Origin of the sequence: Agromyces kandeliae, from assembly GCF_009674665.1 — a bacterium.
Lineage (GTDB): Bacteria > Actinomycetota > Actinomycetes > Actinomycetales > Microbacteriaceae > Agromyces > Agromyces kandeliae.
This window is the reverse complement of the sequence record NZ_WKJD01000003.1, coordinates 20848-41772: the sequence shown is the minus strand read 5'-3', so window position 1 is coordinate 41772 and position 20925 is coordinate 20848. Positions and strand designations below refer to the sequence as shown.

The window sequence follows — 20925 nt, the reverse complement described above, 5'->3', positions numbered from 1 at the left end:
TCCAGCCTAGGTCCGACCGCACGGCGGGCGGCACGGCGGGTGGGACGCGAACGGCCGGCTCGCGGCATCCGTCGAGCGATCGGATGCCGCGGCCGGCCGGGCAGGTCCGGAGATGGGGGGGTCAGCCGACCTCGGCCACCTCGGGCACGGCCGCGGGCGCGACCTGCTCGATGCGCACGGGCTCGCGCTCGGGCAGCACGACGGGGTGACTGCCGGCCATCGCCTCGATGACCCGGACGACCTGGCACGAGTAGCCGTACTCGTTGTCGTACCAGACGTAGAGCACGACGTCGGTGCCGTCGGCGATCGTGGCGAGGCCGTCGACGATGCCGGCGCGGTGGCTGCCGACGAAGTCGGTCGAGACGACCTCGGCCGACTCGATGTAGTCGACCTGCTGCCGCAGCGGCGACGTGAGCGACACCTTGCGGAGGTATGCGTTCACCGTGGCCTTGTCGGTGGGGCGCTCGAGCTGCAGGTTCAGGATCGCGAGCGAGACGTCGGGCGTGGGCACGCGGATGGCACTGCCCGTGAGCTTGCCCTCGAGCGCCGGCAGCGCCTTCGCGACGGCCTTGGCCGCGCCGGTCTCGGTGATGACCATGTTGAGCACCGCCGAGCGGCCGCGGCGGTCGCCCTTGTGGAAGTTGTCGATGAGGTTCTGGTCGTTCGTGAACGAGTGCACGGTCTCGACGTGGCCGCGCACGACGCCGTACGCCTCGTCGATCGCCGCGAGCACGGGCGTGATCGCGTTGGTCGTGCACGACGCGGCGGACAGGATGCGGTCGTCGGGCTCGATGTCGGCGTGGTTGATGCCGTGCACGATGTTCTTGATCGCGCCCTTGCCGGGGGCCGTGAGCAGCACCCGCGAGACGCCGGTCGACTCGAGGTGGCGGGCGAGGCCGGCCTCGTCGCGCCAGCGACCCGTGTTGTCGACGACGATCGCGTCGTCGATGCCGTAGGCGGTGTAGTCGATGGTGCCGGGGTCGTCCGAGTAGATGACCTGGATCAGCGTGCCGTTGGCGAGGATCGTGTTCGCCTCCTCGTCGACCGTGATCGTGCCCTGGAACGGGCCGTGCACGGAGTCGCGGCGGAGGAGGCTCGCGCGCTTGGCGAGGTCGTTCTCGCTGCCCTTGCGCACGACGATGGCGCGCAGGCGCAGGCCCTGGCCGCCGCCGGCGTGGGCGATGAGGATGCGCGCGAGCAGGCGGCCGATGCGGCCGAAGCCGTAGAGCACCACGTCGGTGCCGGTCGGCGCGGGCTCGCCGGCGTCGACGAGGACGGGCGCGATCTCGGCCCGGAGGAAGTCGACGAGGTCGGTGCCGGCGGGCGCCGCGTGGAAGCGGGAGACGAGCCGGGCGACGTCGATCGAGGCGGGGCCGGGCGCGATCTCGGTGAGGGCCTCGAGCACGCGCATGGTGTCGGCCAGGTCGAGCTCGACGTCGCCGGCCTGCCGGGCGAAGCGGTGCGCCTTCAGCAGCTCGACGGCGGAGCGGTTGATGAGCCGCCGGCCGTGGATCGAGGTGACGACCCCGTGCCGGCGGTACAACCCGCCGATGAGCGGGATCATGCGCTCGGCGAGCTCCTCTCGGGCGATCCAATCCTCACGGCGGGCGTCGAACTCGTGGCTCACGGCTCTTCCTCTCAGCCGCGGGGCGGACCACGTCGGCCTTGCGGGTCGCGCGCGGGTGGGCAGCGTCGACCACGGGGTTGTCCAAGGGGATGCCACGATGATATCGGGCGCGACGCCGGTGACGGGCTGTACATGACGTCGGGTGCGGTGACCCGCGGCTGCCGCGACGGCGAGTCGCGCGCGGTGCCGTCAGACCGTGACGTCGTCGACGAGGGCGATGTCGTAGATCGCGATGCGCTGCGGCACGCCGTCGAACGCCTCGGCGCGGGCGTCGGACTCGAGGTACGCGGCTTCGAGGGCGCGGAAGGCGTCGGCGTCGCCGGGGGCGCTCACCGCCCACACGAACTGGTTCGCCTCGCGGAGGCCGTACGCGAACTCGATCGTGAACCCGGCGCCGGATCGCACGCCCGGCATCCACTCGTCGAACCACGACACGAACGCGTCGTACTCCCCGTCGACGAGCGTGTACCGGCGCAGCTGGATGGTCTTCACCCGAGTCATCCTGCCGCATCCGGCGGGCGGATGACGTCGTCGGGGGCGGGCTATACTCGCGGTGTCCAGGCGCCCGATCCCCCGCGATCGACGAGCGGCGCCGGCGCTCGAAAAATGGGCGCGAAGCGAAGGCCGGAACCGGCCGGCCGCGCGAGACACATACGGAACCGCCACATCCGTCACCGTCTCGAGAGGCTCCGCCATGCCCACCGTCTCCGCGCACGTCGCCCGCACCCTCGCCGCCCACGTCGACCACGTCTTCGGCGTCATGGGCAACGGCAACGCCTGGTTCCTCGACGCGCTCGAACGCACGACCTACGCGACGTTCACCGCGGTCCGGCACGAGGTCGGCGGCGTCGTCGCCGCCGACGCGCACTTCCGCGCCTCGAACCGGCTCGCGGCCGCCACCGCGACCTACGGCGCCGGGTTCACGAACACCCTGACGGCGCTGGCCGAGGCCGTGCAGGCGCAGGTGCCGCTCGTCCTCGTCGTCGGCGACGAGCCGACCTCGGGCCCGCGCCCGTGGGGCGTCGACCAGATCGCGCTGGCGTCCGCGGTGGGCGCGCGCACGTACACCGTCGGCCGGACGGATGCCGCGGCCACGACGGTCATCGCGATCGAGCACGCCCTCGCGTACCGGGTGCCGACTGTCCTCGCGATCCCGTACGACGTCGCGTCCGCCGACGCCGGTCCAGTGCCGGAGGTGCCCGCGCCGGCCGCCCCGGCGCCGCTCGCGCCGGACGGCGCGTTCACGGCGGGCACGATCGCGGCGCTCGCTCGCAGGCTCGCCGCCGCCGAGCGGCCGCTGCTGGTCGCCGGCCGGGGTGCCTGGCTCGCCGGAGCCGGCGACGTGCTCGGCGCGCTCGCAGACGCCACGGGCGCCGTCACGGCGACCACCGCGCTCGGGCGCGGCGTGTTCCCGAACGCGCGGTTCGACCTCGGCGTGACCGGCGGCTTTGGCGCGGAGGGTGCGATGGGCCTCGTGCGCGAGGCCGACGTCGCCGTCGTGTTCGGCGCCTCGCTCAACCAGTTCACGATGCGCTTCGGCGACCTCTTCGCACCCGGCACGCACGTGGCCCAGGTCGACGTCGCGCCCGCCGCCACGCATCCGCACGTCGGCGCCTTCGTCCGCGGCGACGCCGCGCTCGTCGCAGGTGCCCTCCTCGACGAGCTCGCCGAACTCGGCGCCCGGCCGTCCGGGTGGCGCGAGCGCGTCGAGCTCGCACCGCTGCGCGCGCACGAGCCCGGCGTCGGGACCGTGGCCGCCGACGGCCGGCTCGATCCGCGCAGCGTCGCGGCGCGGCTGGCCGAGCTGCTCCCGGAGGACCGCGTCGTCGTCTCGGACGGCGGCCACTTCATCGGCTGGGCCAACATGTACTGGCCCGTCGCGTCGCCGGACCGGATGATGATGGTCGGCACCGCGTTCCAGTCGATCGGGCTCGGCTTCCCGAGCGTCGCGGGTGCGGCGGCCGCCAAGCCCGGGTCGACGATCGTGCTGACGACCGGCGACGGCGGCGGGCTGATGGCGATCGCCGACCTCGAGACGGCCGTGCGGACGGCGGGCGGCCGCGGGGTCGCAGTGGTCTGGAACGACTCGGCCTACGGCGCCGAGGTCCACGTCTACGGGCGCATGGGGCTCGCCGAGCGGCCGATGCGGATCCCCGAGGCCGACTTCGCCGGGCTCGCCACGGCGCTCGGCGCCGAGGGCGTCGTCGTACGCGAGCTGTCGGACCTCGACCGGCTCGCGGGCTGGGCGGCGGAGCCGGTCGCGGAGCGGCGATTCCTCCTGCTGGACTGCCGCGTCTCGGACACGGTCACCGCGCCGTACCAGGAGGAGATCCTCGGCGTGAACTCGGCGACGATCGACTGACGCGACGCGGCCGGCCGACGCGGGCCGCCACCGAATCCGCCGGAACCTCGGCGAAGTGATCGTATATGATCCATGATACGAAGTTCCTCCCGCCTTCGATACGATCGCGGGTGACGCTCACGATGAAGTGGAGGCCCCGTGCCAGACCAGTCACGCATCCGCGAGATCGCCGACGAGCTCTTCGCCGCCGACCGCGACCGCACGACCGTCCCGCTCCTGACCGCCCGCAACCCCGGCATGACCGTCGAGGATGCGTACGCGGTGCAGCGCGAGTGGGCCGAGCGGCGCATGTCGGCCGGAGCCCGGCTCGTCGGCCGCAAGATCGGACTGACCTCGAAGGTCATGCAGGTGGCCACGGGCATCACCGAACCCGACTACGGCGTGATCTTCGACGACATGGTGTACGAGTCGGGTTCGGTCATCGAGTTCGACCGATTCTCGAACGTGCGCATCGAGGTCGAGCTCGCGTTCGTGCTCGGCGCGCCGCTCGAGGGGCCCGACACCACGATCTTCGACGTGCTCCGCGCGACCGAGTACGTCGTGCCCGCGCTCGAGGTGCTGAACTCGCACATCGCGCTCGAGGGCCGCACGATCGTCGACACCATCAGCGACAACGCCGCGATGGGCGCGATGGTCGTCGGCGGCCGCCCCGTGAAGGTCGACGACGTCGACCTCCGCTGGGTGGGCGCGCTGCTCTCGCGCAACGAGACGATCGAGGAATCGGGCGTCGCGGGTGCGGTGCTCGGCCACCCCGCGATGGGCGTCGCCTGGCTCGCGAACAAGCTCGCGCAGCACGGCCAGTCGCTCGGCGCGGGCGAGATCATCCTCGCCGGGAGCTTCACCCGCCCGATGTGGGTCGAGCGCGGCGACACGGTCCACGCCGACTACCACGACCTCGGGAGCATCTCGTGCCGATTCGCCTGACCCTGCCGCCGACCATCGCCGCCCGCATCGACGAGGCCGACCGTCCGCAGGTCGGCATGTGGGTCTGCTCCGGCAGCCCGCTGGTCGCCGAGATCGCCGCGGGCAGCGGCCTCGACTGGGTGCTGATCGACGGCGAGCACTCCCCCAACGGGCTCGAGTCGATCCTCGCCCAGCTCCAGGCGGTCGCCGCCTACCCGGTGGCCCCGGTCGTCCGCGTGCCGTACGGCGACACCGTCGTCATCAAGCAGTTCCTCGACCTCGGCGTGCAGAACCTCCTCGTGCCGATGGTCGACTCGGCCGCGCAGGCCGCCGAGATCGTGCGTGCGGTGCGCTACCCGACCGGCGGCGTCCGCGGTGTCGGCTCGTCGCTCGCGCGCGCCTCGCGCTGGAACCGCGTCGACGACTACCTCCAGGCCGCGTCGTCGACGATCAGCCTCCTGGTGCAGATCGAGTCGGCGGCGGCCGTGGCGGCGGTCGACGAGATCGCGGCGACGCCGGGCGTCGACGGCCTGTTCGTCGGGCCCGCCGACCTCGCCGCGTCGATGGGGCACCTCGGGCAGCAGTCCCACCCCGAGGTCGTCGAGGCGGTCCTCGCGTCGATCCGCGCGGGGATCGCGGCGGGCGTGCCGGTGGGCGTGAATGCGTTCGTGCCCGCCGATGCCGAACGCTACCTCGAGGCCGGCGCCTCGTTCGTCGCGGTCGGCGCGGATGTCGCGCTGCTCGCGCGTGCGTCCGAGGCCCTCGCCGATCGCTTCATCGGGCCGTCCGGCGCAGCGGACGCCTCGGGCGATCCGGCCGGCGGCACCGACGGGCCGGGCACCGCCGCGAGCGCCCCGACCGCCGAGCGCCCGAGCTACTGACCGACAGCGGCATCCGGGTCGTTGCCATGCATCGCCAGATCGTATATGATTTCGGATATCAGAAGACGAGGGAGTCCATGTCCGCCATCGCGAAGCCCGGCAAGATCATCGCCGTGCACCTCAACTACCCGTCGCGCGCAGCGCAGCGGGGTCGCACGCCCGCACAGCCGAGCTACTTCCTGAAGCCCCAGAGCTCGCTCGCGGGCACCGGCGGCACCGTCGAGCGCCCGGCCGGCACCGAGCTGCTCGCGTTCGAGGGCGAGATCGCACTGATCATCGGCGAGCCCGCTCGACACGTCTCCCCCGCGGAGGGCTGGGCGCACGTCGCCGCCGTCACCGCCGCGAACGACCTCGGGATCTACGACCTCCGCGCCGCCGACAAGGGATCGAACCTCCGATCCAAGGGCGGCGACGGCTTCACCCCGCTCGGGCCCGTCGCGATCCCGGTCGACGGCATCGGCCAGGGCGACTGGCGCGTGCGCACCTGGGTGAACGGCGAGCTCGTGCAGGAGGACACCTCCGACACGCTCCTGTTCGACTTCGGCCGCCTCGTCGCCGACCTGTCCCAGCACGGCACGCTGGAGACCGGCGACGTGATCCTCACGGGCACGCCGGCGGGATCGACCGTCGTGGTCCCGGGCGACGTCGTCGAGGTCGAGGTCGATGCACCGCGCGCGACGGGCGCGCCGACGACCGGCCGCCTCGTCACGACCGTCGCGCAGGGCACGGTCGCCTTCGGCGACTTCGGATCGAAGCCCGCGGTCGACGACCTCCAGCGCATCGAGGCATGGGGTTCCGAGGACGCGCACGCCGCCGCCGTCGCGGCCGGGCGAGCGACGCCACTCGACGCCGAGCCGCCGTTCGAACTGACCGAGGCGCTGCGCGCCCGGCTCTCGTCCGTGGCCGTCGCGACGCTCTCGGTCGCACTCCGCAAGCGCGGCTACCACGACGTCTTCATCGAGGGGGTCTTCGCGAACCACCCGGGCGACCGCATCGTGGGCCGCGCCCGCACGCTCCGGTTCATCCCGGCCCGTCCCGACCTCTTCGCCTCCCACGGCGGCGGCTACAACGCCCAGAAGCGCGCGTTCGACACCGTCGGCGCGGGCGAGGTGCTCGTGGTCGACGCCCGCGGCGAGCGCGGCACCGGCACGGTCGGCGACGTCCTCGCGCTCCGCGCCGAGGTGCGCGGCGCGGCCGGCATCGTCACCGACGGCGGCGTGCGCGACTTCGATGCGGTCGCCGAGATCGGGATCCCCGTGTTCTCGCGGGGCCCGCACCCGAGCGTCCTCGGTCGCCGGCACGTGCCGTGGGAGACCGACGTGACCATCGCGTGCGGCGGCGCAGCCGTTCAGCCCGGCGACGTGATCGTCGGCGACGGCGACGGCGTCATCGTGATCCCGCCGCACCTCGTCGCCGAGGTCGCCGCCGAGGCCGCCGAGCAGGACGCGGCCGACGCCTGGATCGCCGAGCGCGTCGCCGAGGGCGAGCCCGTCGACGGGCTGTTCCCGATGAACCGCTCATGGCGCGAGCGCTACGAGCGCGAGCGGGATGCCGCGGCATCCGGCGCCCTGCCGCCCGAGGAGGCACGATGAGCGCCGAGAGCAAGTCGCAGCGGGCGTACCGGTTCATCCGGGAGCGGATCGACGACGGCCGGTACGTCCCGGGCTACCGTCTGGTGCTGGCGCAGATCGCCGGCGAACTCGACGTCTCCGTGGTGCCCGTTCGCGAAGCCATCCGCCGTCTCGAGGCCGAAGGGCTCGTCACGTTCGAGAGGAACGTCGGCGCGCAGGTCGCGCTCATCAAGGAGACCGAGTACCTGCACACGATGCAGACGCTCGCACTCGTCGAGGGCTTCGCGACCTCGCTCACCGCGCCGTACGTGACGGCCGAGCAGCTCGCCCGGGCGCGCGCGATCAACGACGAGATGCGGCGCACGCTCGACGAGTTCGAACCGCATCGGTTCACCGAGCTCAACCTCGAGTTCCACTCCGTGCTCTTCGAGGGCTGCCCCAACCCGCACGTGCTCGACCTCGTGCACCGCGGATGGAACCGGATGCGGGTGCTGCGCGACTCGTCGTTCAGCTTCGTGCCGGGGCGCGCCCGCGCCTCCGTCGAGGAGCACGAGCGCATCGTCGACCTCATCGAGCGGGGCGCCGACGCGCTCGAGATCGAACTCGCCGCCCGGCAGCACCGCACCGCGACGCTCGACGCCGTGCTCGCCTACCAGGCCGACCACAAGCCGGCGGGCGCGCCGGCCCCGGAGGCCGTCACGACCTGACCCCGGCCGAGCCATCCGGCCACCAGCACCGCGGCGCTCGCCGACGCACGCCGCCCGCACAGCACGACACGGAAGGAACCCGCATGACCCAGCACATCCCCGAGGGGCTGCCCGACCGCATCCGCCACTACATCGGCGGCGAGTTCGTCGACTCGATCGGCGGCGAGACGTTCGACGTGCTCGACCCCGTCTCGAACGAGACCTACGTGCAGGCCGCGGCCGGCCAGAAGGCCGACATCGACCGCGCCGTCGCCGCCGCGCGCCGCGCCTTCGTCGACGGGCCGTGGCCGCGGATGCTGCCGCGCGAGCGCTCGCGCGTGCTGCACCGCATCGCCGACCTCGTCGAGTCGCGCGACGCGCGCCTGGCCGAGCTCGAGACCTTCGACACCGGCCTCCCGATCACGCAGGCACTCGGCCAGGCCCGCCGTGCGGCGGAGAACTTCCGGTTCTTCGCGGACCTGATCGTCGCGCAGGCCGACGACACGTACAAGGTGCCGGGTCGCCAGGTGAACTACGTCAACCGCAAGCCGATCGGCGTCGCCGGCCTGATCACGCCGTGGAACACGCCGTTCATGCTCGAGTCGTGGAAGCTCGCGCCCGCGATCGCGACCGGCAACACGGTCGTGCTGAAGCCCGCGGAGTTCACGCCGCTCTCGGCGAGCCTCTGGGCCGAGATCTTCGAGGAGGCGGGCCTCCCGCAGGGCGTGTTCAACCTCGTCAACGGGCTCGGCGAGGAGGCCGGCGACGCGCTCGTGAAGCACCCCGACGTGCCGCTCATCTCGTTCACCGGCGAGAGCCGCACCGGGCAGGTCATCTTCGGCAACGCGGCGCCGTTCCTGAAGGGCCTGTCGATGGAGCTCGGCGGCAAGAGCCCGGCCGTGGTCTTCGCCGACGCCGACCTCGACGCCGCGGTCGACGCGACCATCTTCGGCGTGTTCTCGCTGAACGGCGAGCGCTGCACCGCCGGCAGCCGCATCCTCGTCGAGCGCGCCGTCTACGACGAGTTCGTCGAGAAGTACGCCGCGCAGGCGAAGCGCGTCGTGGTCGGCGACCCGCACGACCCGAAGACCGAGGTCGGCGCGCTCGTGCACCCGGAGCACTACGACAAGGTCATGAGCTACGTCGAGATCGGCAAGGGCGAGGGCCGGCTCGTGGCCGGCGGCGGCCGCCCGGAGGGCTTCCCCACCGGCAACTACGTCGCCCCGACCGTGTTCGCCGACGTGGCGAAGGACGCCCGCATCTTCCAGGAGGAGATCTTCGGCCCGGTCGTCGCGATCACGCCGTTCGACTCCGACGAAGAGGCGCTCGAGCTCGCCAACGGGGTGAGGTACGGCCTGGCGGCGTACATCTGGACCAACGACCTGAAGCGCGCGCACAACTTCTCGCAGGCCGTCGAGGCCGGCATGGTCTGGCTGAACTCCAACAACGTGCGCGACCTGCGCACCCCCTTCGGCGGTGTCAAGGCCTCCGGCCTCGGCCACGAGGGCGGCTACCGCTCGATCGACTTCTACACCGACCAGCAGGCGGTGCACATCACGCTCGGCGCCGTGCACAACCCGACGTTCGGCAAGCAGGAGCACCACGAATCCGACCTGGACGACCCGGACCCGCGCTGACGCGCCATCCCACCGACCCATCTCACGCAAGGACGCTGACATGACCGACCGCAACGACATGACCCTCACCTCCTCGGGCTTCTACGTCTCCCAGGAGGCTCCGATCCACAGCGAGAACCCGATCCCGACGCCATCCGTCCCGGCCCCCGACATCCTGCGCTGCGCGTACATGGAGCTCGTCGTCACCGACCTCGAGGCGAGCCGGAACTTCTACGTCGAGGTCCTCGGCCTCACGGTGACCGAGGAAGACGAGAACACCGTCTACCTGCGCTCGCTCGAGGAGTTCATCCACCACAACCTCGTGCTCCGCTCGGGCCCGGTCGCGGCCGTCGCGGCGTTCAGCTACCGCGTGCGCACCCCGGAGGACCTCGACAAGGCCGTCGCGTTCTACACCGAGCTCGGATGCCGCGTCGAGCGTCGCACCGAGGGCTGGACGAAGGGCATCGGCGAGTCCGTGCGCGTCGAGGACCCGCTCGGATTCCCGTACGAGTTCTTCCACGACGTCGAGCACGTCGAGCGCCTCGCCTGGCGCTACGACCTGTACACGCCCGGCGCCCTCGTGCGACTCGACCACTTCAACCAGGTCACGCCCGACGTGCCGCGTGCGGTCGCGTTCATGCAGGACCTCGGCTTCCGGGTGACGGAGGACATCCAGGACGAGACCGGCACGGTCTACGCCGCGTGGATGCGCCGCAAGCCCACCGTGCACGACACCGCGATGACCGGCGGCGACGGCCCTCGCATGCACCACGTGGCCTTCTCGACGCACGAGAAGCACAACATCCTCGCCATCTGCGACAAGCTCGGCGCCCTGCGGATGTCGGACGCGATCGAACGCGGCCCCGGCCGCCACGGCGTCTCGAACGCGTTCTACCTCTACCTGCGCGACCCCGACGGCCACCGTGTCGAGATCTACACGCAGGACTACTACACGGGCGACCCCGACAACCCCGTCGTCACGTGGGACGTGCACGACAACCAGCGCCGAGACTGGTGGGGCAACCCCGTCGTGCCGTCCTGGTACACCGAGGCCTCGCTCGTGCTCGACCTCGACGGCAACCCGAAGCCCGTCGTCGCCCGCACCGACGACTCCGAGATGGCCGTCACCATCGGCGCGGACGGGTTCTCGTACACGCGGAAGGGCGACGAGGAGAAGGGCTTCAAGCTCGGGCACACGCTCTGAGCAGGGTCTCGGGCGCGCGAACAATAGCGGATTCGGCCAACCTTCGGAATGGCTGGACGTCCCGGCGACTCCGACGGGATGCTGGTCACGTGATCGCGTATCAGGGAACGACCGCTTCGCGGGCGATCACGACCGGGGGGACGACCCCGGGGGGCGCGAGTCCCCCGGGGCCCGAAGGTTCCCGACCCGCCGTGCGCCGCACGGCGTCATCGCCATTCAGAAAGGCACTCCCGTGAACACCCTGCTCATCATCGTCGGCATCATCGCCATCATCCTGCTGTTCACCGGCGGCTTCGTGCAGTCGCTGAACTTCCTGCTCTGGGTCGGCATCGTCCTGCTCGTCCTGGCCGTCATCGTCTGGCTCGTCCGGATGCTCACCGGCAACCGGAGCGTCTGACCGCCGACGCGGGACCGCGCGTGCGCGGTCCCTGCGCTCAGGCCGACTCGCCGCCCGCACCCTTCCTGTGCCGGGCGGCGTCGTCGTCCGTGGGCGCAACCGCGGCCGTGGACTCCCCGGCGGCCTCCTCCGCCTCCGCGTGCGGGTCGACGAGTTCCAACGCCTCGATCATCCCGGCGAGGAACCTCGCCACGACGGCGAGCTCGTCCTGGTCGAGCCCGTCCGCGACCTCGATCATCGCCCGGTGCATCAGGCCGAGCGTCGCCCGAACCTCCTCATCGCTGTCGCTCGTGCTCGCGACGACGAGCGAACGGCGATCCGTCGGGTGCGGCCGACGCACGAGGTGACCGCTCCGTTCGAGGCGGTCGATGAGCACGGTCGTCGACGCCGTCGAGATGCCGAGCAGCTTCGCCAGCGCCCCGGGCGTGAGCATGTCGCCTTCGCGTTCGGCGCGCAGCACGTAGCGCAGGGCGAGCAGGTCGGTCTCGCCCATGCCCATCGCGTCCCGTGTGCGCCGACGCATCTCCTGGTCGGCCGATCGGTACCGACGGAGCAGGTTGAGCACGTCGACGCTGCCGAGCCGCGTCTCGTCGGAGCCGTACCAGTAGCCGCTCGACTCGGATCCGCTCGGACGACTGGACACCCTGACACCCTAGTCGCCGGCAGCGCACCGCGCTTCGTGCACCGAGGTCCAAGTGCGTCGCGCGGACGGGCAACGCCGAGAGTCGGGTCGCTGCCTACCGTGGAACCCCAACTCAACGTGGAGGTGCCATGAACAGCCCGATCCCAGTCCTCGAGGAGACGCACGCCGATCTGCTCGCCGAGATCACGCCGCGCGACGGCGAGCGGCGCGAGATCCTCGACCCGGCGACGGGCGGCCTCGTCGGACACGCCCCGGTGCACGGCATCGGCGACCTCGAGCGGGCGATCGCCCGCGCGGAGGCCGCGCAGCCGGCCTGGGCGGCGCTCGGCCATGCGCGTCGGAGCGAGCTGCTCATGCTCGCCGCCGACGCGATCGACGCCGAGGCGGAGGCCCTCGCGCACGTGCTCTCGCGGGAGCAGGGCAAGCCGCTGAACGGTCCGAACGCGCGATTCGAGGTCGGCGCGGCATCCGGGTGGATGCGGGCCGCCGCGGCGACGCCGCTCGAGGCCGAGGTCGTCGTGGACGACGGCGAGACCCACGCCGAGCTGCACTACCGGCCGATCGGCGTCGTGGGCGCGATCGGTCCGTGGAACTGGCCGCAGATGATCACGGTCTGGCAGGTCGCGCCGGCGCTCCGCATGGGCAACACGGTCGTCGTGAAGCCGTCGGAGTACACCCCGCTCAGCGTGCTCGCCCTCATCGAGGTCATCAACCGCGTGCTGCCCGCAAGCGTCGTCGAGGTCGTCTCGGGCGGTCGCGACGTCGGTGCGGCGCTCGCGTCGCACCCGTCGGTCGGCAAGGTGATGTTCACCGGCTCCACCGCGACCGGCAAGGCGATCATCCGCAGTTCGGCCGACACGGTGAAGCGGCTCACCCTCGAGCTCGGCGGCAACGACGCCGGCATCGTGCTGCCCGACGTCGACCCGAAGGCGATCGCGGAGGCCGTCTTCTGGGGCGCGTTCATCAACACGGGGCAGACCTGCGCCGCGCTGAAGCGCCTGTACGTGCACGACGACGTCTACGACGCGGTGTGCGACGCCTTGGTCGACGTCGCGCGGGCGATGCCCATGGGCGTCGGGCTCGACGAGGCGAACGTGCTCGGGCCGCTGCAGAACCGGCAGCAGTTCGACGTCGTCGACCGCCTGGTGGAGTCGGCGAAGGCGGGCGGCGCCCGCGTGCTGCTCGGCGGCGACCCGGATCGCAGCGCACCGGGCAACTTCTACCCGACGACGCTCGTGGCCGACATCGACGACCGTTCGCCCCTGGTGCAGGAGGAGCAGTTCGGTCCCGCGCTGCCGATCATCCGCTACCACGACCTCGATGACGCGATCGCGATGGCGAACGGGGTCGAGGTGGGTCTCGGCGCCTCGGTGTGGTCGACCGACCGCGACGAGGCGCGGAGCATCGCCGCTCGCCTCGAGGTCGGCACGGTGTGGATCAACGCGCACGGCGCGGTCCACCCGATGGCGCCGTTCGGCGGCGCGAAGCAGTCGGGCTACGGGCTCGAGTTCGGCGTCGAGGGCCTCAAGGCGCTCGGCGTGCCGCAGGTCGTCAACGGCTGACCTGCGGAGCGTCCGCGGGGGCGGGCAGGGGACGGGCCGGGAGTGCGATCGCGCTCCCGGCCCTCGTCGTGCCCGGTCGTGTCGCGCTCCCGTCTCGGCATGCGGAGCTGCGCCCGTCGCGGCGCGTATCGTTGACCCCGACGCCGCGGCGTCGCGAGAGGGGACCATGCCGAAGATCGTCGACCACGACGCGCGCCGCCTCGAGATCGTGCACGCGACCTGGCGCCTCATCGCCGAGAAGGGCTTCCGCGCCACCACGATGCGCGAGATCGCCAGGGCGTCCGGCGTCGCGAACGGCGGGCTCTTCCCCTACTTCCGCAACAAGGAGGAGCTGATCGGGGCGACGTTCGAGCACGTGTTCGCCGCCACCAACGAGCGCTTCGCAGCCGTGCGCGCCGACCTCGAGGGCATGGCGGCCCTTCGCGAGCTGATGCTGCAGATCTTCCCCCTCGACGAGGAGCGCATCCTCGAGGCGCGTATCGTCATCCCCTTCTGGGAGTACGCGGCCAACGAGCCCGAGCTGCTTGCCCTCCACGAGCGCACGATGGACCAGTGGCGCGTCGAGATCGGCGGTCACCTCGCCGACGCGAAGCGCCTCGGCGAGATCCGCGACGACGTCGACATCCCCGTCGTCGTCGACCACTTCATGGCGATGCTCGACGGCGTGCAGGTCATCGCCGTCGTCGCTCCGGCGAGCGCCGACGCCGACCGGCTGACGCGGTTGCTCGACGGATACCTCGACCTGCTGCGCTGACGACGGTCGGCGACGGATGCCGCCGGCTCGGCGGCATCCCTCAGTTGATGATCTCGCCCCGCTCGTCCGCGGCGAGTTCCGCCAACCGGTCGCGCCACTGCTGCAGCGCCTCTGGCGTGAGCCGGGTCCAGTCGTCGACCTCCCCGACGACCCGCAGGGGTTCTGCGCTCCGGTACGACCGCGTCGGGTTGCCGGGGAACTTCTTGTCGGTGACGTTCGGGTCGTCCTCGAACGGACCGGTCGGCTCGACGGCGTAGACGCGCGGCTCGCCGTCGCCGGGGGCGAGCTCGGCGGCGAGGCCGGCGCCATCCGGAAGCGCCGTGAAGTACACGTGGTTCATGACCACCTCGGGACGGTAGTTCGAGCGGAACCCCGCCGTCAGGAGGTCCCCGACCTGCAGGTCGGCCTTCGTGCCGTGGTAGAACGGCCCCTCGTCGATCACGTCGCCCACCGGGACAGCGTAGACCCTGCCGCGAGCGGTGATCGGGATCGGGACGGGGCGACCGGGGTGGAACGGTCCGCTGCTCAGGGACCCGCCCGCGGCATGTCGGATGCGTCGCTCGCCGTCCGTCGTCCCGACCTCCGGGGATGCCGCTCCGGCGTCCATCGCCGTCGGCACGCGCGTCGACTCGTCCGTCACCCGGCTGGTCAGGGGTGGATGACCTCGAGCGGTCCCTCGTCGGCGGTCGGCGGCTCGAAATGGTCGAAGTACGAGGCCGCGACCTCCTCCGGCAGGGTGAAATCGTCCCCGTGCTCGAGACGACGGGCGCGCACCCTCGCCAGGGCGACCTCCCTCGGCGTCGCCAGGTAGATGATCTCCGGCTCGATCCCGAGCGGCCTCAGGAGGGAGCGGTACGACTCTCTCACGCGGCGCGACCAGAACGAGAAGTCGAGGACGACGTCCGCCCCGGCGGTCACGAGCTCGAACAGCCGGGCCCGGAGCACCTCCTCGATCTGGGCATGGACCTCACGCGGAAGCGGCATCGAGCGGATCCCACGTGCCCACGCCACCTCGTCGAACGAGAGACGTACCATCCCCTGCCGTTCGAGACGCCGAGCGACGGTGGACTTCCCCGCGCCGGCCGGACCGCACATGAAGACCACGCGCGGTGGGACCCGGCTCAGCCGCCCGTTCCGTTTCGACACTCCGCCGATCGTATCCGCTGTCGAGGAGGAGCGGCGTCGGACCACGGGTGCCGACCGTCGAGAGGGGCGCCGACGGGCACGGCGGGGACGGGCGGATGCGGCGCCCCCGCGGCATCCGCCCGTCTCGATCCGATCGTCCGGGCGTCAGTGCCCGTGCCCGTGCCCGTGCCCCGAGCACGTGCACTCGCCCGCCTCGCAGTGGCATCCGCCGGCCGCGGCATCCGTGTGGCACGCCATGCCCAGCGACTTGGACGAGGGGACGTTGAGCGTGGGGTTCCGCCCGAAGAAGCCGTAGGGCTTCAGGGTGAACTTCGCGTAGTCGACGGGCATGACCGGCCAGTCCTCCACGCGCGGGAAGTGCGTGGGGCCGAAGGTGTGCCAGAGCACGATGTCCTCGCCGTCGATCGAGCGGTCGGCCTCCGTGTAGCGCGGGAGGCCGTCGCCGCCGGGGTTCTGGTTGACGAGGTCGCCCGCCGGGTAGCGTTCGTCGCGGTCGTAGCGCGTGACCCAGAGGTGCTTGCGCGTGAAGCCGGCGCGCTTGGCGATGACCGACTCGGGGTCGGCGAGCAGCGTCGGCGTGCCCTCCGCGCGGAGTTCGTACCCGACGGGGCGGCCGAGCCGGTTCTGCCGCTCGGTGTTGACGATGTGCCAGGCGCGTCCCGCGACGGGGTCGGCATCGCGCGCGCCCTCGGCCTCGGTCCGCAGTCGGGTCGTGCGCTTGGTGAACGCGTTGCCGTAGGCGTTGCCCTCGCCCATCGGCACGCGCACCGCGTCGACCTCCTCGACCGCGTTCGCGACGCCGTCGACCATCATGTCGAGCCGCGCGCTGAACAGGTGCTGGTGGTAGGGCGCCCCGAGCCCGGGAGCGACCTCGCTCGCGTGATCGCCCGCCTCCGGGTCGTAGGCCGACGAGAACAGCACGCCCGTGAGCTTCGCCTCGCACTCGATCGTGCCGTCGAGGTAGAGGTACCAGTAGAACCCGTAGTCGTAGTTGCCGACCGTCGTGAAGAAGCTGATCACGAGGCGCCGCTGGCGGCGGACCTCGTTCGAGCCCGTGTAGATGTCGGTGTGCTTCCAGAGGGTCCCGTAGTCCTCCTCGTGCATGCAGATCGCGTTCGGGATGACGCGGGGGTGGCCGAATTCGTCGGCGATGGTGGCGTCGAAGTACCGGATCTCGCCGAGGCAGTCGCACCCGAGCTGCAGGGAGTTCGCGTAGCGGCCGAAGACGTACTCCCCCGTGTCGAAGTAGTTCTGCCAGAAGCGCGCGGGAGACGGGTCGCCGTAGGGCACGACCATCTCGGCGATGGAGGCGCGGTAGACGATGTCGCGTTCGATGCCGCCCTGGTCGGCGTCGACGTAGCGGATGCGACGGAGCACGAGCCCCTCGCGCGCGTCGAACGCGAGCGAGAACCGCCAGTTCGCCCAGCTCACCCGGTCCTCCTCGACGGTGAAGCTCGGCCCCTCGGGCTGGGTGATGCTGATCGGCTTCAGCGTGTCGAGCGGCGCGCCCTGCACCTCGGGGTCGTCGAAGTTCCCCGACTCGGCGGGGATGTCGTAGACCCTGTGGTCGATGAGCTCGAACATCCGGCCCTCGATCATGTCGACGTAGGCGCAGAGCCCGTCGACGGGGTGCGCCCAGCAGTGGTCCTGCTCGTCGTGCCGCATGAAGGCGAGCACGCGGATGACGCGGCGCCCCCGCTCGGCCTCGAACCCGTACTCGCCCGCCGACAACGGGGCGAGCGCGACCTGCTCGTGCGTGATGCCGCGCTTGGCGAGGGCCTCGTGCCACTCGGGCTCGGCGCCCAGCAGGTCGTAGATCGCCTCGAACTCGACGTCGAGGATCGGCACCTGCCCGTTCGCGCCGTCGATCTCGTCACGGCGGAGGATCGACCGGTCGGTGACCGAGACCCGCACGTCGGAGGACGCACCCGTGGCCCGGTCGAGCAGGAGCACCCGGGCGACGCGCGGGAGCTGGATGCCGGCGAGGACGTCGGGCTTGGCGGGCTCGTCGAGGCCGACGTACACGAACCGCGTGTGCTCGGCGAGGAGGCCGGCTTCGGCCAGGATCTCGCGCGTCGCGTCGATCTCGTCGGCTGAGAGGCCGCGCATCGGGTCGATCGCGGGCGCGCCCGGATCGGGCGAGTGGTGCCGCTCTGCGGCTCGGGTGGTCGACATCGTCGTCATGGTGCACCTCGTTTTTCTCTACGTTTGTCGAGTAATATATCCGGACTCGCCGGAACAGGGAAGATTCGGGGAACGAATGGCCGAGGTCGCACACGGATTCATGCTCGCCGGCGCGCTGGCCGGCACCGGCGCGACGCTCGCCCGGGGCCGTCGACTCCGCGCCCTCGACGCGGTCGCCGCACTCGCGATGCTCGCGGCCATGTTCGACACGGCCGCCACCGGCATCCTCCCCGGCGTGGCGTGGGCGGGCATCCTCGTCCTCGCGGGCCTCGCCCTCGGCATCCGCTCGCGCGTCGATCGGTCGAACCGCTCCGCCACCGCCACGCCCAGGGACCCTCGGGCGGTCGGCGTCCGCTCCCGCCCGATCCACGACCTGCACCACGCCCTGGCGCTGATCGCGACCGGATGGCTCGTGGCCGCCGCCGGCAGCGACGTCCACGCTGCGTCCGCCGTGGCGCACGGGCACTCGGCCCCGCTCCTCGGCGCCGGGACTGTCGGCGTCCTCGGGGTGGTCGCGCTCGGCGCCGGGGTCACCCTCCGGGCGGTGCGCGACGGCCGCGACGCGGCCGGCCACGGCCTCGCGGCGGCGAGCATGACCGTCATGCTCGCCGCCATGGCCGCTCCCGGTCTCGTGAGCGCGTTCGTCGCCTAGATGCCGCGGTGCGGCTCGCCCGCCACGGCGGCGGCCTCAGCCTCCTCGAGGCCGTGGCCGATGCGCGCGTACAGCTCCGGGTTCCTGCGGCGGATCGCCATGCCCCACACGACCCCGACGACGCCCGGGACGATGAGCAGCGCAGGCAGGACGAACGTGACCGCTGTGGTCTCGGTCTGCCCGAGCAGGACGTTGAAGTTGGCGAGGATGAGCACGAACACCGCGAACAGGACGACCGCCGAGATCACCGGCGCGATGAGCGTCTGCCACGCGCCGAGTCCGCGACGGTCGCGTCGGAAGAACCCGATCACCGCGATCGCGATGACGCCCATCAGCAGCACGAGTCCCATGGCGCCGGTGTTGGTGAGCCAGGTGAACATCGTGAGGACCGGGTAGAGGAACTCGACCGGCGCGAAGTCGGACTTGAGGCCCATGCCCTCGCCCGCGACGACGAACCCGAGCGTCACCACGATCGCGATCGCGCTCTGGGCGACCGAGCCGGCCCACGGCGCACGCGAGCCCGCGCGCACCGCACCGAGGCCGCGGTGCAGCACGCCCTCGCGCCCGAGCGAGAACAGGTAGCGGGCGACGGCGTTGTGGAAGGACTGCAGGGCGGCGAACAGGCTCGTGAGGAACAGCACCTGCATGAGGTCGCTCAGGATGACCGGCGCATGCTGGCCCATGAACACGAACATCAGGTCGGGGCCGTAGGTCGCCGAAGCATCGACGATCTGCGACGGTCCGATGCCGACCGTGAACGCCCACGCGCTGAACGCGTAGAAGACGCCGATGATCGCGACGGCCGAGTAGGTCGCCCGGGCGACCGTGCGCTTCGGGTCCTTCGACTCCTCGCCGTAGATCGCGGCCGACTCGAAGCCCATGAATGCTGCGACCCCGAACGAGAGGACGGCGCCGACGCCGGGCACGAGGAACTCGGCCGGCTGGAGCCCGGCGGTGCTCACGCCTTCGGGCGCGACCGCGAACGCGACGAGGTCGAAGACGAGCACGGCGGCGAACTCCAGGGCGACGAGGATTCCGAGGACCTTGGCCGACAGGTCGACACGATTCACGCCGAGCGCGCCGACGACGACGATGCAGGCGAAGATCCAGAGCCACCACGGCGTGGAGATGCCGAACTTGGCCTCGAGGAACATCGACATCTGGAATCCGAACAGGCCGTAGATGCCGACCTGCATGGCGTTGTACGCCACGAGCGCGACGAGCGAGGCGCCGACGCCGAAGGGGCGTCCGATGCCCTGGGCGATGTAGGCGTAGAAGGCGCCGGCGTTCGTGACGTAGCGGCTCATCGCGGCGTAGCCGACGGCGAACACCGCGAGCGCCGCGGCGAGCACGATGAAGCCGACCGGCACGCCGATCACGCCGGTCACGGCGAAGGTCGTGGTCACGCCGCCGGCGACGACGGTGAGCGGCGCCGACGCCGCGATGATCATGAGGGTGACGGATGGCACGCCGAGTCGGCGGTGGCTGAGCCCACCGGTCGCCGACGGCGACGTCGTCGTCGTTGCGGAGGTCATGGCTGGAAATCCCTTGGTCGACGGAGGGCGAGCCACGGCGGCATCGCCCGGTTCCGGCCCATGGTTCCGTGCGCCGGCGCGCCTGGCTTGTCGCAGAGCGTACGCCGATTGACCCCGGCCGCAGACTCGCCCTGTCGAATTTGCCTCAACGCGCGTAGAGTTTCCTCTCGACCCGGACATCGACGTCCCACCGAGAGATGAGGTGCATCCCGTGCCCCACGGATCCTTCCCCTCCCCCGCGCCCGCGTCGGACATGCCCGCGATCGACACCTCGTCGCTGGCGCTCGACTTCGCCGAGTTCAGCGCGCTCGCCTCGCGGTCCTTCGTTCCGCTCCGCGTGCGCGCGGACGATCCGGACGCATTCCGCGGGGACATCCGCGCCTCGATCGGCGACGACATCCACGTCTCCGTGGTCACCGCCTCGGGACACGAGATCCACCGCACGCCCGAGCTCGTCGCCCGGTCCGAGCATCGCTCCTTCAAGCTCGGCCTCCAGCTCTGCGGCACGGGCCTGCTCGTGCAGGACTCCCGCGAGGCCGTGCTCCGGCCCGGCGACCTCACGATCTACGACACCGATTCGCCGTACACCCTCGTGTTCGAGGAGGCGTTCAGCACGCTCGTGCTCATGCTGCCGCACCGGATGCTCGAGCTGCCCACCGACGCCGTGCAGGGCATGACGGCCGCGCGCATCGCGGGCGAGGACGGCCTCGGCCGCGTGGTCGCGCGCTTCCTCGCCGAACTCGCGGGCGACCTCCATCAACTCGACGGACCCATCGGCGGCCGCTTGGCCCGCAACGCGGTCGACCTCGTGACGACGCTCTACGCTCGCGAGCTCGACGTCGCCCGGGACGCCGACCGACCCCACCGGGCCGTGCTCCGCGGCATCCAGGCCTGGCTCGACGACCGGTTGGGCGACCCCGAACTCACGCCGGCGAGGATCGCCGCGGCCCACTTCATCTCGACGCGCCACCTGCACGCGATCTTCCACGAGGAGGGTCTCACCGTCTCCAGCTGGATCCGATCACGCCGGCTCGACCGCTGCCGGCGCGAACTGCGGGACCCGCTCGCGGCGCACAGGCCGGTCGGCCAGGTCGCGGCCCGCTGGGGTTTCGCCGATGCCGCGCACTTCAGCCGCGCCTTCCGCGCGGAGTTCGGCGAGCCGCCGACCGCCGTCCGAGCGCGCGCGACGGCCGCGTGATCCG

General features: G+C 71.8%; 19 protein-coding genes. 12 read left to right on the top strand and 7 right to left on the bottom strand.

From position 1 onward, the window contains the following. Positions 1 to 121: 121 nt before the first annotated feature. Together GJR97_RS00965 and GJR97_RS00960 are read right to left on the bottom strand one after the other, a co-directional pair. Positions 122 to 1627, bottom strand: coding sequence for a glyceraldehyde-3-phosphate dehydrogenase (locus GJR97_RS00965; RefSeq protein ID WP_324612960.1), 1506 nt, complete (start codon positions 1625 to 1627; stop codon positions 122 to 124). Positions 1628 to 1816: 189 nt separating this feature from the next. Then, positions 1817 to 2119, bottom strand: a complete 303-nt coding sequence (locus GJR97_RS00960) for a hypothetical protein (RefSeq protein ID WP_324612959.1) — start codon at positions 2117 to 2119, stop codon at positions 1817 to 1819. 202 nt (positions 2120 to 2321) lie between these two features. On the opposite strand from GJR97_RS00960, the gene GJR97_RS00955 reads away from it, so the two are divergent. From GJR97_RS00955 to GJR97_RS00920, 8 genes are all read left to right on the top strand, one after another. Then, complete coding sequence (locus tag GJR97_RS00955) at positions 2322 to 3989, top strand: thiamine pyrophosphate-binding protein (protein WP_154344689.1); 1668 nt, start codon at positions 2322 to 2324, stop codon at positions 3987 to 3989. Between the two features lie 138 nt (positions 3990 to 4127). Next, positions 4128 to 4913: a 2-oxo-hept-4-ene-1,7-dioate hydratase gene (hpaH, locus tag GJR97_RS00950; RefSeq protein ID WP_324612958.1), complete on the top strand. Its 786-nt coding sequence runs from the start codon at positions 4128 to 4130 to the stop codon at positions 4911 to 4913. Continuing rightward, positions 4898 to 5773, top strand: coding sequence for an HpcH/HpaI aldolase family protein (locus GJR97_RS00945; RefSeq protein ID WP_324612957.1), 876 nt, complete (start codon positions 4898 to 4900; stop codon positions 5771 to 5773). Before hpaH ends, GJR97_RS00945 begins: the two co-directional genes overlap by 16 nt. Positions 5774 to 5850: 77 nt before the next feature. Beyond that, the gene (locus GJR97_RS00940) at positions 5851 to 7365 is read left to right on the top strand and encodes a fumarylacetoacetate hydrolase family protein (RefSeq protein ID WP_154344688.1); all 1515 of its coding nucleotides are present in this window, start codon (positions 5851 to 5853) and stop codon (positions 7363 to 7365) included. Further along, positions 7362 to 8051, top strand: a complete 690-nt coding sequence (locus GJR97_RS00935; RefSeq protein WP_154344687.1) for a GntR family transcriptional regulator — start codon at positions 7362 to 7364, stop codon at positions 8049 to 8051. The genes GJR97_RS00940 and GJR97_RS00935 overlap by 4 nt, the downstream gene beginning before the upstream one ends. Positions 8052 to 8134: 83 nt before the next feature. Continuing rightward, positions 8135 to 9667, top strand: coding sequence for a 5-carboxymethyl-2-hydroxymuconate semialdehyde dehydrogenase (gene hpaE / locus GJR97_RS00930; protein WP_154344686.1), 1533 nt, complete (start codon positions 8135 to 8137; stop codon positions 9665 to 9667). A gap of 40 nt (positions 9668 to 9707) precedes the next feature. Next, positions 9708 to 10850, top strand: a complete 1143-nt coding sequence (gene hpaD, locus GJR97_RS00925; RefSeq protein ID WP_154344685.1) for a 3,4-dihydroxyphenylacetate 2,3-dioxygenase — start codon at positions 9708 to 9710, stop codon at positions 10848 to 10850. 232 nt (positions 10851 to 11082) lie between these two features. Next, positions 11083 to 11247: a hypothetical protein gene (locus tag GJR97_RS00920; protein WP_154344684.1), complete on the top strand. Its 165-nt coding sequence runs from the start codon at positions 11083 to 11085 to the stop codon at positions 11245 to 11247. Positions 11248 to 11284: 37 nt separating this feature from the next. Here GJR97_RS00920 and GJR97_RS00915 read toward each other — a convergent pair whose 3' ends face one another. After that, positions 11285 to 11890, bottom strand: coding sequence for a MarR family winged helix-turn-helix transcriptional regulator (locus tag GJR97_RS00915; protein WP_324612954.1), 606 nt, complete (start codon positions 11888 to 11890; stop codon positions 11285 to 11287). Positions 11891 to 12018: 128 nt separating this feature from the next. Here GJR97_RS00915 and GJR97_RS00910 point away from each other — a divergent pair, with 128 nt between their 5' ends. Both GJR97_RS00910 and GJR97_RS00905 read left to right on the top strand, forming a co-directional pair. Further along, the gene (locus tag GJR97_RS00910; protein ID WP_154344683.1) at positions 12019 to 13452 is read left to right on the top strand and encodes an aldehyde dehydrogenase family protein; all 1434 of its coding nucleotides are present in this window, start codon (positions 12019 to 12021) and stop codon (positions 13450 to 13452) included. A 166-nt stretch (positions 13453 to 13618) separates the two neighbouring features. Continuing rightward, positions 13619 to 14206, top strand: a complete 588-nt coding sequence (locus tag GJR97_RS00905; RefSeq protein ID WP_154344682.1) for a TetR/AcrR family transcriptional regulator — start codon at positions 13619 to 13621, stop codon at positions 14204 to 14206. A 40-nt stretch (positions 14207 to 14246) separates the two neighbouring features. Here GJR97_RS00905 and arr read toward each other — a convergent pair whose 3' ends face one another. The 3 genes from arr to GJR97_RS00890 all read right to left on the bottom strand — a co-directional run bounded on the left by arr (position 14247) and on the right by GJR97_RS00890 (position 17536). Next, entirely contained in the window at positions 14247 to 14657 is a 411-nt protein-coding gene (gene arr, locus GJR97_RS17975) for an NAD(+)--rifampin ADP-ribosyltransferase (protein WP_324612953.1), read from the bottom strand. A 197-nt stretch (positions 14658 to 14854) separates the two neighbouring features. Beyond that, positions 14855 to 15352, bottom strand: coding sequence for an AAA family ATPase (locus tag GJR97_RS00895; protein WP_324612952.1), 498 nt, complete (start codon positions 15350 to 15352; stop codon positions 14855 to 14857). 144 nt (positions 15353 to 15496) lie between these two features. Continuing rightward, positions 15497 to 17536 carry a primary-amine oxidase gene (locus tag GJR97_RS00890; RefSeq protein WP_154344681.1) on the bottom strand — a complete coding sequence of 680 codons (2040 nt, stop codon included), beginning with the start codon at positions 17534 to 17536 and terminating at the stop codon, positions 15497 to 15499. A gap of 76 nt (positions 17537 to 17612) precedes the next feature. Here GJR97_RS00890 and GJR97_RS00885 point away from each other — a divergent pair, with 76 nt between their 5' ends. After that, positions 17613 to 18188, top strand: coding sequence for a hypothetical protein (locus tag GJR97_RS00885; protein WP_154344680.1), 576 nt, complete (start codon positions 17613 to 17615; stop codon positions 18186 to 18188). On the opposite strand, the gene GJR97_RS00880 is transcribed toward GJR97_RS00885, so the two are convergent. Next, a complete protein-coding gene (locus GJR97_RS00880) occupies positions 18185 to 19723 on the bottom strand; it encodes an APC family permease (RefSeq protein ID WP_154344679.1) in 1539 nt (512 codons plus the stop codon). The two genes, GJR97_RS00885 and GJR97_RS00880, sit on opposite strands and share 4 nt — an antisense overlap. A gap of 253 nt (positions 19724 to 19976) precedes the next feature. Between GJR97_RS00880 and GJR97_RS00875 the strand changes: the two genes are divergently transcribed. Continuing rightward, positions 19977 to 20921, top strand: coding sequence for an AraC-like ligand-binding domain-containing protein (locus tag GJR97_RS00875; protein WP_154344718.1), 945 nt, complete (start codon positions 19977 to 19979; stop codon positions 20919 to 20921). Positions 20922 to 20925 lie beyond the last annotated feature (4 nt).